The sequence below is a fragment of the Thermoflexus sp. genome (assembly GCF_025055495.1).
Lineage (GTDB): Bacteria > Chloroflexota > Anaerolineae > Thermoflexales > Thermoflexaceae > Thermoflexus.
This window is the reverse complement of sequence record NZ_JANWXB010000120.1, coordinates 15,495-28,870: the sequence shown is the minus strand read 5'-3', so window position 1 is coordinate 28,870 and position 13,376 is coordinate 15,495. Positions and strand designations below refer to the sequence as shown.

The 13,376-nt window shown below is 61.9% G+C and carries 6 protein-coding genes; 2 read left to right on the top strand and 4 right to left on the bottom strand.

The window, feature by feature from the left end:
• Positions 1–271: 271 nt before the first annotated feature.
• Together NZM16_RS04045 and NZM16_RS04040 are read right to left on the bottom strand one after the other, a co-directional pair.
• Positions 272–2,809, bottom strand: a complete 2,538-nt coding sequence (locus NZM16_RS04045) for a glycosyltransferase (protein ID WP_295478738.1) — start codon at positions 2,807–2,809, stop codon at positions 272–274.
• Positions 2,810–3,211: 402 nt separating this feature from the next.
• Positions 3,212–3,517 carry a hypothetical protein gene (locus tag NZM16_RS04040; RefSeq protein WP_295478735.1) on the bottom strand — a complete coding sequence of 102 codons (306 nt, stop codon included), beginning with the start codon at positions 3,515–3,517 and terminating at the stop codon, positions 3,212–3,214.
• A gap of 753 nt (positions 3,518–4,270) precedes the next feature.
• Between NZM16_RS04040 and NZM16_RS04035 the strand changes: the two genes are divergently transcribed.
• The gene (locus NZM16_RS04035; RefSeq protein WP_295478732.1) at positions 4,271–6,721 is read left to right on the top strand and encodes a lamin tail domain-containing protein; all 2,451 of its coding nucleotides are present in this window, start codon (positions 4,271–4,273) and stop codon (positions 6,719–6,721) included.
• Between the two features lie 170 nt (positions 6,722–6,891).
• Positions 6,892–7,929 (top strand): hypothetical protein, encoded by a 1,038-nt coding sequence (locus NZM16_RS04030; protein WP_295478729.1) that lies wholly within the window; start codon positions 6,892–6,894, stop codon positions 7,927–7,929.
• A 40-nt stretch (positions 7,930–7,969) separates the two neighbouring features.
• Here NZM16_RS04030 and smc read toward each other — a convergent pair whose 3' ends face one another.
• Positions 7,970–11,572 carry a chromosome segregation protein SMC gene (gene smc / locus NZM16_RS04025; protein ID WP_295478726.1) on the bottom strand — a complete coding sequence of 1,201 codons (3,603 nt, stop codon included), beginning with the start codon at positions 11,570–11,572 and terminating at the stop codon, positions 7,970–7,972.
• Between the two features lie 197 nt (positions 11,573–11,769).
• Positions 11,770–13,236 (bottom strand): LCP family protein, encoded by a 1,467-nt coding sequence (locus tag NZM16_RS04020; RefSeq protein ID WP_295478723.1) that lies wholly within the window; start codon positions 13,234–13,236, stop codon positions 11,770–11,772.
• Between the last annotated feature and the right edge of the window lie 140 nt (positions 13,237–13,376).

Here is a 13,376-nt window from a genome sequence, read left to right as displayed (position 1 = left end):
GATCCCGCCATCTCCTTTCCATTCCACGGAGGTTAAGAGCGGTTGAGGCCGCGAAAGGCAGCCCCGTCCGCCCCCAACCATTCGCCCCTCCCCGCGGCCCGGAGGGCTGTGAGGAGAGGGAGAAAGAGGGGCGGGGCTGGTGGCCAAAGGCCCCAGCCCCGCCCTCCAAAACCCCCAGATCGAAAAGGATTTCTTTAGAAGCGGAGCCGGGCGCCTTCAGCGCCCCGCTCCGCCTTTAAAGCCCTCAGTAACAGGAAGAGTGACCGCGCGGTTACCCTGGTCGGATCTCCAGAGCTGCGATGAAGTTCTTATAAACCTGCTGGACCTCCCAGACAATCCGCTCCCACCCCATGGCCCACCATTCGGCAGGAGTGAAATAGGCAGAGACCTCCGCTTCGGGCCCGAAACCGCCCAACCACTGGAGCATATGCAGGTTGTCGGATTGGGCCAGATAAAGGGAGAGCTCGATGAGCTCCGGGTCGCCGGTCAGGCATGCCATATGATAGGCTTCCATCATCAGCCGGAAGACGGCTTGCTGGACCTCATTGCCCAGGAAGAACTCCAGGCCGCCGCTGCCGGCCCAGGTGCTGGGGAAAGCGGGCAGCGGCAACTCGTAACTGCAAGCCCCATAGCGGGCGACGATCTCACTGGGGGTCCGGAAGCTCAACCCCCTGTGCATGACCTCGCCGGGCAGCGCCTCCAGAAAGGCGAAGATCCCGGTTTCCTCCCAATGATGTTCTCCGAAGGTCTCGAAATCCCACCCCAGGACGATGAAATCCCCCAGATGTTGCGCCAACCATTCCGCATACCGATCGGCCAGAAGCGGCCACCCCTCCCAACTTCGATTGGAGAACCGATAGCCGACATCATCACTGAGCTGGTAATGGCGGGCCAGCAACTTCATCCGCCCGCCGTCGTGATGATAAAGATAAGTCGGCTGGCGCCACTCCAGGATCCAGGGCCGGCCATCCAGGAAGGCGGCAGCGAAACCTGCTTGATCCAGGGCATGGTAGATCGAAGGGGACATCATCATCTCGGTCGTATCGGCGATGCGGGGACGGACGCCGAACAGGTGCTCCAGCTGATCGGCCGCCCACTGCATCCGCTGGATAAACCGGGGAAGATCCCAGAGGAGAAGCATGCTGTGCCGGGGTTCGGCCGCCACCAGCTCCACGTTCGGGTGGCGGACCAGATCCCGAAAGCGGTCCAGGAGCTCCTCATCCCAGCGCCTGGCCTGCTCCAGGAACGTCAGCGAGAACCCGATCGCTAAACGGAATCCCGCATCCAACATCGCTTGGAAGCGAGCGATCGTCGGATAGTAACAACGCTGGGCGGCCCGCCGGAAATAACGCGCGTTCATCTCCTCATCGAACAGACCCTGGGCCAGAAGGGCCGCCGGAGCTCCTCGCGGGAGTGGCTGAGCCGGCAAGCGAAGCCGGCGAGGCTGATGAACGATGGTGTAAATCACCACATCCCGCACCCGTCCGTCCGGGCGGCCGAAGACCGGCTTCGGCCACGGGAGAGCTCCGCTGGTCCGGGCGATGAAACTGACCTTCTCCAGCAAGATCTCTAAAACACGAGGCCAGGTGAAATCGGCCGCACGCCGTCGGGCGGCTGCCCGACAAGCTTCCATCCGGCCGGGCTCCGCCCGGAGGTCCAGCAAGTGGAGGACGATCTCCTCCGGTCGGTCTGTGTCGAGCACGATCGCCCCCTGACCATCCAGGGCGTATTCCTCTCCGGTGGCCCCGGTGAACACGATACCTCCTGCAGCCATGGCTTCCAGACCGGTGAGCCCGAACGGCTCGTGGCCGCTGTTCGCCAGCACCGCATCCGCCGCTGCATAAAAGGGGCGAAGCCACTCCTGCCTCAACGGGAATTCGAGGGAATACAGATCCGCCGGGGGTGCCTCGTGGAGGACCTGCAACAGACCCTCCCAGGATGTAGGGGAACCGAGCAGATGAGCCACCCTCAGGCCCAGCGCCTGAGCATGGGCGAACACTTCCTGGCCATGGGGCTCCACTCCACCCCGCAGTGGAAAGACCACCCGATAGCCCATCGCCTTCAGCTGGGCTGCCGCCTCAACAGCCAGCAACCATCGCTTGGCCGGGTCGAAGCGGCCGACTTTAAATAGCATGACGGTGCGTTCATCTACCCCCAGGGCCTGGCGAAGGGCGGCGATCTGCTCAGGGGGGACGGGTTCCAGCAAGGCGCAGGGGATTCCGTTCGGGATCACCAGGGGGTTAACTCCCCAGTTCCACATCAGGTGTTTCATATAACGGCTGACTGTGGTCAGCTGCGCGGCCTCACGAAGTCTGCCCCAATCGATCCGGTGGAAGGACATCGTGTTGTTGGCGTTCCAGAGGATCACACAGCGATCCCGCCATCCTCGGACGCGGAGGAGTTCGTCGAGGTGAATCACGGCCTCTGCGGTATGCCATTCCTCGGCCAGGATCACAGGGAGCTGACCCGCCTCCAGAGCTGGACGGATCACATGCTCCAAAAGATAAGGGGGAACCGTGGCGATGAAATCCTGTCGCTTTCCCTCCTCACCGTCATAGACCCCCATCGGATGATAGCGGCTGATCCATTGACACCAGCGGTGAAGGATCAGACGACCATCCCATCGATCTTCCTGGCTCGGAGCGTCGGGAGCGCCGACGAAGAAGAGATGGGTGCGAAATCCCCGCTGGGCCAGCGTCTCTGTTAAATGGCTCACGCGAACCGCCAGCCCTCCCGCCCGAGCATAGAGGTCCGGCCCCTCAAAAGAAAGCACGCTGATCACCGCCTCGCCCGGCTTCAGTCCCCCCATTTTCGACCTCCTTCTGCGATCGATGGTCTCCATTCACCACGTAGCGCGGATCTTCCTTTGCAGCTCTTCAGGAATTCGCAAACCCGCGCTGTGAGTCCCATTCGTTACCCAGCGAGCCCTTATCAGGGGGTCGATGAAGTCTCTTCTCCTTTCCCACGGCTCTCGGGGCCATGGGAATGGGAAGAGGAGAGAAAAGGTGTGAGGAGGCGGGCAGCTTCGTTACCGATCTCTCCACCCCACTTTCTCCCCCACGCTGCCTCGCGCTGCAGGTGGGGGGAGAACAGATCCTGAACTTCAGGATGGCGACAGCTCCAGAGCGAGAGAATACGAGATTATGAGGTGGGCGAGAGAACCGCCTACCTCCCTCTCTAATCTCCAGGATCGCGAGAGAACAGACCGGTCTCAGAACCAGACGATCGAGCGAGTCGGGCGGACCTCACCGCGGCGGATTTGATCCAGATAACGCTGGATGAAGGGTTCCAGAGAGTGGATGGGGAAAGGGGATTCATGAGGAGAAAGCACCTGAGTAGTAATTACAAATCGTCCAGGGCCCAGATGCTCGATCCAGACCCGGAAAGTCCGTTCCCAGAATTCATAGCATCCAGGCTCTCCGCGATCCTGTTCTGCGTCCAAAATAACCCACCACACCTTCATAGCCATGACATCTCTCCCCTTAAGGAAGACCAGTTCCATCGCCGGGCCGATCATGAGCCCGTCTCTCCTCATTGGCTGTGGAGGAGGAAGAAAAACCGTGACCTCCCAGAATTTTCTATGGCGCCATGTCATGGAGGGCTCAGATATCAGGGGGAATGCGGTCTTCCTTCCGGCACAACAAGATGCAATCAGCTAATGAGCTCTGGCCCGGGGCAAAGCGATCGGGGAACATTCGCCGGGGCGATTCTCGAGGAAAATCCGGGAACAGTCGACGAACCTCATCCCGATTCCTCCCTCCAAACCACTTCTAACGATCGATCCAATTCCGAACATTGTTCATGCCCCTGTCAGAATTAATTTTAACCAATCTTTGAGGTTGGTCAATATAAAAATTTCTAACACACCAAATTGATTGGAACTCAGATCGAATTGCCTGCTATTCTGTGGGGCGAAGCCACGAAGTTTTTCCGGAGGTGCAGGCTGCTTTCAGTGGCCCACACCCTCGGAAGAATGTTCCAAACCCCATGAAAATTCTGCGGAAAGGAATGTGGGAATTGTATCGTTGAGCGCCCGCTGGAGAGAACGCAATGATTCCGCCCTCCTACCTCCCTGTGGCCATCAAGGCGACAGAGAGGGGAGATTGGAGATGCTTTAGGAACGGGCCCTGCCCGCCCCTAAAGTCCTCAGATGAAGGGATCAGCGAATTCATCCGAAGTCCGGTTAAAGCAAATCCCCAAGAGCCCAGGGAATTTTCTGAATAGGTCTGGCTATCATCTTCATAGATAACAAGATACCTCAGGAGGAGCGATGCGCAGAGTCTCTCGTCTCGTCCTCGCCGCGCTTCTGGGCCTTGGCGGAATGACCCTGCTTTCTCTGTCTCCTCAGGCCATCCAGCGCTCCCAGGCGGGAACCCCCCAGGTGTGGATTACTGCTGCACATCCCGATGGCGTGTTCTCGGGCGAACCCGATGAAGCCGTCCAGCTGGCTGCCTTCGGCCCCACACCGGTCGATCTGGGGGGATGGAGCTTGCGAGATCGCATGACCGGGACAGGTGGGCTGCGATTCCCCTCCGGGTTCACCATTGCCCCGGGGGCATCGATCTGGGTGGCCCATCATGCCCTTTCCTTCACACTGGCCTTCGGACGCCCGCCGGACGCGGCGGTCTTTACCGATGGCCTGGAAACCGTGCGCCCCGTCGAAGGCGTCTGGCCCGGTTTCGCCAACACGGGGGATGAGGTGGTGCTCCGGGATTCGAGGGGAGCCCTGGTCGACGCCGTGCTCTACGGCGAAGGATATACCCAGACCCTGGGATGGCGCGGGCGCCTGGTTCAGGCCTACAGTCTTCCAGGCACCCGGAGCGAGGGCCGAATCTTGGTCCGTCGTAGGGATCCGGCGACCGGGCTTCCCGTGGATACCGATACAGCAGCCGATTGGGCCAGCGATCGGCTGGATCCATGGTGGGGACGCCGAGTCTATTTCCCCGGGTGGATGCCGGAGCGCTATGAGCGTCCTTTTACGCTCAGCGGCACCATTCCGATGACCCTGATCATCGCGCCGGATCATGCTTTCGAAGCAGTCGCCGCGTGGATCGACGGCGCTCAGACTTCTATTGTGGGGGAGATGTTCACGTTTGAACATCCTAAGATCGCCGAACGGCTGGCGGCAGCGGCGCGACGGGGCGTCTCCGTCACGTTGCTCCTGGAGGGGACGCCCCCAGGCGGGATCACCGACGACACGCGTTATGCCTGTCGGCTCCTGCGAATCGCAGGGGGTCGATGTTTAATGATGCGGAACGCCCCGACCGCGATCCCTCCGGCGCTCCGTCGTTACACGTATGCTCACGCGAAATTCCTGGTTCGGGATGATCGAGGAGTGCTTGTAGGGACAGAAAACCTGAGCCCTCGTGCTATGCCGGACGACCCGAAGAGCGATGGGACAGAGGGCCAGCGCGGCATCCTGGTGGCGTTCGAGTCGCCGGAGATCGCCGCTTTCCTGACAGAGCTGTTTCGCCGCGATATCGCTCCCATCTTCCGGGATGTAATGGCGCTGACGGAAGACCCGCCGCCCACCTATACCCCACCCCTCACCCTGGGGGGGACAGTCTACCCGGTCCGGTTCTCAGAACCCATCCCCATCACCGCCAGCGATCTCCAATTGATCATCGGACCCGAAGGAATGCTGAATCTGGAGGCTGGGGTATGGGCGTTGCTTCGCCAGGCCGGCCCAGGGGATCTGATCCTCGCCCAGCAACTGACCGTCCCTCCCTGGTGGGGGCCGGGTGCCAGCGATCCGGCCGCCGCCCCGGTGATCTCGCCGAACCTGTATCTGGCCACGCTGATTGAGGCCGCCGGACGAGGGGCATCGGTATGGCTTCTCCTGGATCGCTTCTATGATGATCCGTCAAATCCCCGCAGCAATGCGGCCACTGTAGCCTACATTCAATCCCTGAGCTTTATGAGCTCCACTCTTTCCACCACCCTTCAAGCGCGAACGGGCAATCCGGGTGGGCGAGGACTCCACAACAAGATGACCATGATCCGTCTGAGCGGAGAGCCTTACATTGTCCTGGGTTCGGCTAATGGCACGGAAACCTCCCACAAGCTGAACCGGGAGATCATGCTGATCTTTCGGTCCAAAGAAGGATGGGACGCCCTAAGCGAGCTATTTCGACTGGACTGGGAATTGTCTCAACCCAAAGTCTATCTCCCTCTGGTCTTCCGCGATCACCGCCCGCCTCACTTGCTGATCAGCGAGATCCTGGTGAACGCCCTCGGGATCGATCCAAACGAGGAGTGGGTGGAGATCTATAACCCTACCGGAAACACGCTGAATCTCAACGGCTATGGGATCGGCGATGCGGCGGTGCCAGGCGATTACGAGGGGATGTATCGCTTCCCAGACGGCACGACAATCCGCCCGGGGGAGGTTCAAGTGATCGCGGTCTCCGCCCAGGCCTTCCTCGCCCGCTACGGCACTCGTCCCCATTTCGAGCTGGCGGCGACGGATCCTCTGGTGCCCGACCTGATCCCGGATCCCGGCTGGGGACGTGGCTGGTGGAACCTGAACAACACCCAGGACGAGGTCGTGCTCATCGGTCCGGAGGGGGAAATCGATCGGGTGGAATGGGGCGGCCCGCCCCGCTGCCCGACCCCTTCGCGAGGCCAGAGCTTGGAGCGGTTCCCGGCAAGTCGAGATACCAACACATGTGCCGATTGGCGGATCCAGGCCTTTCCGGCGCCGGGATCGATTTCGAATTAAATGCACCACTTATACTGCCAACAGCTATGTCTCCCGATTGGCATACTCAGAGGATCCTTTTTAGCGGGCGAGTTGCTTTCTGACCGTCCTCGTCACAATCCAATCTTCCCTTTCCCTACACAGCCTCGACGCTTATGGAAAACATGATATAATTCCCTCAGGAGGCGCTTATGGCGTTCACGGTCCGAGATTTTGAAGACCTGATTCGTTTGCTGGATCAGCACCCAGAATGGGTGGAAGCTCTTCGTCAACGATTGCTCACCGAAGAATTGCTTCAGTCCCCCCAAGATCTACGACGGCTTTCCACCCATGTGATGCGGGCCGAAAGGTCGCTGAGCAGCCTAACAGACGCAGTGCAGGCGCTCGTGGAATCTGTCGCCGCCCTGGCCGAAGCCCAGCGCCGCACCGAAGAATATGTGCGGCAGCTTGCTGAGGCCCAACGCCGCACCGAAGAACACGTAAGGCAGCTTGCCGAAGCCCAGCGCCACATCGAGGAACGAGTTGGCCATATCGAGGAACGAGTTGGCCGTATCGAGGAACGGGTCAGCCGCCTGGAAGAAGCCGTCACCGCCCTTGCCGAAGCCCAACGCCGCACCGAAGAACAAGTCCAGCAGCTTGCTGAGGCCCAGCGCCGCACCGAAGAACAGATAAGGCAGCTCGCTGAGGCCCAACGCCGCACCGAAGAACAAGTCCAGCAACTTGCTGAGGCTCAGCATCGCCTGGAAGAGACACTATTAGGTGTAATAAAAGAAGTGAACATACTGAGCGGCTTGGTTCGAGGCTGGATTCACGAAAATCAATACCGTACTCGATCGCGTCGTTACCGCCGCTTAGTTCAAGATCCTCATATCCTGAGCGCGGAGGAGCGAGAGGCTCTTATCCGCTCCGCCGAAGCTGCAGGACGGCTAACCGCAGCAGAGGTGGATTCACTGGACGAAGCGGACGTGATAGTTCAAGGAAACAAGCTGGAGGGTGAGGGAATCGCCTACCTCGTGGTGGAAGTCTCGGCGATCGTGCACACAAATGACGTAGACCGAGCCGTCGAGCGAGCCGCTGCTCTACGTAAGGTCTTTCCGGAGGCCGAGGTCATTCCTGCCGTCGCCGGCCCGGAGATCCATTTAGAAGCGGCGCGTATGGCCCAAAAACTGGGAGTATGGTGGCTGAAAGACGGCCGCGTCTTTCCACCCCAACAGATTCCCATAGAGTGAACAGCTGGGGCGGGCGGCAGAGCGGCCCGCCCCGAATCGGCTAAGAGGCGCTTCCTGGTAGGATCCGCTCCCCCTCCTCTAAGCGTAAACTGAGGACTTGAGAGACACCATCCGACCGCATGGTGACGCCATAGATCGTATCGGCTGCTTCTATAGTCCCCCGATTATGTGTGATCAGGATGAACTGGGTGCGTTCGGAGAGCCGGCGGATCATCTCCCGGAAACGACCGATATTGGCCTCGTCCAGAGCCGCATCCGCCTCGTCCAGAACCACAAAGGGCGACGGGCGAACTTTCAGGAGGGCGAAGATCAGGGCGGTGGCTGTCAATGCCTTCTCCCCTCCAGAGAGCATCATCAGGCTCTGAGTCCGCTTTCCCGGCACCCGCACGAAGATCTCCACCCCTGCCTGATCCCAGCTCTCCGCTTCCGTAAGCATCAGGCGGGCATTGCCACCCCCAAACAACTCGATGAAGGTCTCTTTAAAGGCGCGGCCCACTGCCCGGAAGGTTGCCATAAAGGCCTGCTGCATCTGTTGATCCAGGGCGGCGATCGTCTGCTGGAGGGAGGCCGCGGCGGCCTCCAGATCCGCGATCTGAGACGTCAGGAAGGCATGGCGTTCCTGCAGCGCCGCGTATTCCGAAGCCGCCTCCGGATGAATCGGCCCCAGCCGCCGCAACGCCCGCCGGAGGGCTTCTACCTCCGCCTCCAGGGCTTCCAGTGGCTCCGCCTCTTCCTCTCCTGCGGTCTCCATCTCGGAATCCATCTCTCCTTCATCCAGATAACGCCATTCCTCCCGGAGGACCTGCCGGAAGGCGTGGACCTCTCCCTCCCAGCGCACGACCTCCAGCTGGGCCGCATGGACCTGCTCTTCCAGCGCCTGGCCCGCCTCGCGAAGGCTTTCCACCTGCTTCCAGGCCTCCTCGAACATCGATTCCGTAGTTAGGAGAGCAGCCATGCCCTGGACGCGTCGGGTCTCCAGCTCCCGCAACTGGATCGCGAGCGCTCGCTGCCGATCCTGCCAACGCTCTCGTTCGGCCTCCAGCACAGCGCGCTGCTCATCCGCTTCCTCAAGGGACAGCGCAGCCCGCTCCGCCTCGATCGCCTGCAGGGCCTCCTGATGTCGGGCGAGCATCTCCTCCACCTGACGGCATTGCTCCTCCAGCATCCGCTCCTCTGTCTGGAGACGAGCTCGCTCTGCTTCGATGGGCTCCAGGCCCAGGTTGATGATCTCCGAATCGATCATCGACCGGGATTCCTCCAGCGCCCGCCGCTTCTGCGCCAGCGCCTGCCCCAAGCGGTCCAGTTCCTGCTGCTCCGCCTCGATTTGTGCCTGCCTCCGCTTCCCTTCTGAGATCTCCTGTTCCAGCGCTTGAAGGGCTATCGTTGCCTTCCGAATCGCCTCCTCAATATCCCGGAGCCGCCGCCGCACCTCCTCTCTGCGGGCTTCCGCGGACCGATAGATCGCTTCCAGGGAAGCCCGCTCCTCCTGCAATTGCCTCCACTTGAGGGAACTTGCTTCCATAGCTTCTTCGGCCCGGCGTAACGTCTCCTGCGCCGCCCGGATTTGTTCCGGGAGCGACCGCCAGGCTTGTTCCTGGGTCAGCCACACCACCTCCGGAGCAGCGTATTCGCCGATCCACAGGACTCCCTCCCCGCTGATCCGCTCGCCATCCCGGGTCATGATTTGAACCGTCCGTGGCAACTGAGGCCAGAGCCTCAGCGCCTGCTCCCAGGTTTCCACCAGCCAGACATCCTCCAGACGGCGCTCCAGCCAAGCCTGAAGCCGGGGCTCCCGCGCCCGCAGGACGCTCCTTGCCGGACGCGCCGGTGGGATGAAACGCCGGGCTGGAAGGGCAATCCCCCCAATGGATGACCGGCTGCGAACCGGGCGTGAGCGCTTCACACGCAATCCGCCGAGAATCACCACCGGCAGGCCGTGATGGATCATCGACCGCACCCGTTCCATCGTTGCCGGATCCCGCACCACCAGCGCCTGGAGCAGCGGACCCAGCATAGCCGCCACCGCCGCCTCCCAGCCATGTTCGATCTCCAGAAAGTCGGCCAGCGAACCCAGCACCCCAGGAAGGCCGGCGGCGAGAATCGCCCGCAGGTCCCCTCGAAGCCCCTCCTGGGTCTCCCGGCTACGAGCCAAGCTCTCCGCATAAGCCTCCAGATAGGCCTTCCGGGCCCGGGCCTGAGCCGCCTGCTCCTGCGCTTGAAGGACCCCCGCCTCTGCCTCCTCCAGCTGACGGCTGATTTGAGCCCGCTGCCGCTCCATAGCCTCCAGAGTCGCTTCCAGGACCCGGGCTTCCTCGAGAAGCTGTTCCTGCTCTCGAAGCCAATCTGCCTGCTCCCGCATCCATCTCTCCCGCAGGGCGGCCCGCTGAAGCGATTGCTCCTCGAGTTCGCGTTGCAATGACTGGAGCGCCACACGGCGACGGGCGAGGTGAGCTTCCTCCTCCTCCAGGCGATGGAGTTCGGTCTGTACTTCCGCCCTCTGATGGCACAGCGCCTCATGGCGCATCCGCTTCGGCGCGTAAAGCGCCTCCAGCGCCCGGCGTTGCTCATGCAGGGCCCGGAGCCGATCTTCCAGCGCTTTCCGCTCGGTCTTCAGCGCCTCCTCCATCGCCCGGAGCGTGGCCTCCCGGGCCCGAAGGGCTTCTGCTTGCGCCCGACGGGCCCTCGCTTGCTCCGACAGCGCTTGAAGGGCCTCCTCCACGGCCTGAAGCTGTCGCTGCACAGCGGCGGATTCCTCCTGCAACTTGGCCCAGGCGGCCTCCTGCTCTGCCAGCGCTGCCCGCTGCCGGCGGATCTCCTCGCGAAGCGTCAGGGCCTGCTGCTCAGCCATCGCCTGCTGCTCCTGATGACGGAGCCGGGCCGCCTCGGCTTCGGCCAGGGCCGCCCGGGCGGCCTCCAGACCCTGACGCAACCGGGCCATCCGGCGGGCAGCCCACTGACGCCATCGCCTTTTGAGTTGAGAAAGAAGCTCCTCATACTGGCGCGCGCGCTCCGCCTGGCGACGCAGGCTGCTCAACCGCGGCGTCATCTCCGCCAGCAGATCCCGGGCTCGCATCAGATTCTGCCGGGTGATCTCCAGGCGGCGCAACGCCTCCTCCCGCTTCATCCGGTAAAGGGCGATGCCGGCGGCCTCTTCGAACAGCGCGCGGCGTTCCTCCGGTCGCATCCGGAGCACTTCATCCACCACCCCTTGCCCGATCACGGTGTAAGTCCGTCGGGCCAGCGGGGTGGACCCCAGGAGCTCCTGGATATCGCGCAGGCGCACCCGGTTCCCATTCAGGAGATATTCGCCCTCCCCATCGCGGTAGACCCGGCGCGTGAGGGCCACCTCCTCGAATTCCACCGAGAGCTCTCCGTCGGAGTTGTCGAAGATCAGGGTGACCTCTGCCATTCCGGCGCGGGGCCGCTGATCGCCGCCGGCGAAGATCAGATCCTCGCCCCGGCGGGCCCGGAGAGTGGAGAGGCTTTGCTCTCCCAGAACCCAGCGGATGGCCTCAGCGATATTGCTCTTGCCGCTCCCGTTAGGGCCCACGATGGCGGTCACCGGCCCCGGGAACTCCAGGCGGATCGGATCGGCAAAACTCTTGAAGCCGTGAAGCTCCAGCGCTTTGAGACGCACAGGCATTTACTCTCCAATAGAGTTTGGAGGGTATCCGCTGACCGATACCCCGTTTCGGCCAACCACCGATGGAGCGATGGGAGGAGCAGCGAAGCCGCCCGCCCCACCATCCAAACCCCTGTTCCCCCTGGGGCGCAGCCAGCGGTCCGAGTTCCAAGGCATATGCCATGATCCTTCGGATTCGAGTGGGCCCACCGGTTGAATCACCGCACGCAGGGATTAAAATCCGAGCCCAGCCAGACGCGATAAGGAACCTCCGCACCCGGCTCTGGAGACACCTCCAGACGCGAGCTCGGGAGCCGGAAAGTCCGCATGAGCGCCTGAGTGGTCGAGAGGGATCCCGGGGGGCTGATCACGATCACCCGAGTGGGCCGCCCATCCGGCGCGGCCTCCGCCATCCGAACGACCTCAAACCCCGCCTCTCGCAGGATCTCCACCGCCATCTCCCCATAAAGGGAATTCCCGCTGGCATTGATGACCTCGACCCGCGCGACAGGCGAAGCCCTGGAGGGCAATGGGCCCAGCAGAAACCGCTCCAGGTATGAATACATTTGCTCTGTCGGAAGGTAAATAAACAGCTCACTCTCCGTGGTCGTGGAGATCCTCCTGGATTCCACAACCGAGTGCAGCCATCCACGGGCGATACGGCTTCGGTCCAGGCGCAGCCCCACGGAAGCCATCCAGAGCACCTCATCCAGCCCCAGATCTGTCTGCACTGTCTGGCGAATCCCGGACCAGAGCGATGGGACTCGCAGGAGCCATCCCCCTTCCCTCAGTCGATCCAGCAATCCTTCCAACACCTGCTGCTGGCGGCGCGATCGATCAAGATCGCCCGTCGAATGCCGGGATCGCATATACCACAGGGCATGCTTGCCGTCCAGATGATAGCGGCCTGGCGTGGGCAGAGATAGCGTCCCCGTGATCGCCGGGTTATCGGGATCTGGAAACACATCATACAAGGGACATCGGACGTTCACATCCACGCCCCCCAGAGTATCGATGATCGTCCGCATCCCATCGAAATCCACCAGGGCGTAGCCGTGAACGGTAAGCCCCAGATTATAGCGAAGCGTATCCTGAAGCAGGCCGTAGCCTCCGCCGGGATAATGGGTCAGCTCTCCATGCACATAGGCGGTGTTGATTTTATTAAACCCCCAGCCGGGAATATATACCCATAGATCCCGCGGGATACCGAGCAACCGCACCGATGGTTCATCCGGATCAATGGAAGCGAGGATGATGGTATCGGTTCGTCCAAGACGTTCCCCTGGCCGCCGATCGCTTCCCAGCAACAGCAAATTCACCCGCTTGGGTGGAAAGGAAAGAAGCGGACGGGGCTCTGGGATTCCCTCCGGACCTCCTCTCGGGGCCCCTGGCCGGGGGGTGGGAGTGATCGCCCATCGGGCCGGGAAAGCCGGGGTGGGCGTCGCTGGGGACAGCAGCCGGGTGGCAGTGGGCGCAGGGGTGGGAGTCGCCGTCGCGGTGGGTTGAATGGTGCGCGCAGCCTCTGGAGATCGAGTAGGCACGGGTCCCTCTACCCCATTGAGCGTATCCATGGGGCTTCCCGGTCCCCGGCTCGTCATGACCCCATAGCTCATCCAGATCAAACTCTGGATGATCATCACGAACCCGATGAGGGCGAGCGCCTTCCCGAACCAGCGAATGAACATCGTGATCGCCTCGAAGAAAAAATTTAACGCCCCGTGCAACTTCGGGCGGCAAATCCAGTGGAAGCGCCTTCTCCGGGGAAGCGGGCATAACCCCTACTCATCCCTGCAAATCGAATGCGCGATCCACCATAAGTAAGCGC

Coding starts and splice junctions, on each gene's coding strand:
- NZM16_RS04045 (WP_295478738.1), bottom strand. CDS start 2,809: ATGGGGGGACTGAAGCCGGGCGAGGCGGTGATCAGCGTGCTTTCTTTT.
- NZM16_RS04040 (WP_295478735.1), bottom strand. CDS start 3,517: ATGATCGGCCCGGCGATGGAACTGGTCTTCCTTAAGGGGAGAGATGTC.
- NZM16_RS04035 (WP_295478732.1), top strand. CDS start 4,271: ATGCGCAGAGTCTCTCGTCTCGTCCTCGCCGCGCTTCTGGGCCTTGGC.
- NZM16_RS04030 (WP_295478729.1), top strand. CDS start 6,892: ATGGCGTTCACGGTCCGAGATTTTGAAGACCTGATTCGTTTGCTGGAT.
- smc (WP_295478726.1), bottom strand. CDS start 11,572: ATGCCTGTGCGTCTCAAAGCGCTGGAGCTTCACGGCTTCAAGAGTTTT.
- NZM16_RS04020 (WP_295478723.1), bottom strand. CDS start 13,236: ATGTTCATTCGCTGGTTCGGGAAGGCGCTCGCCCTCATCGGGTTCGTG.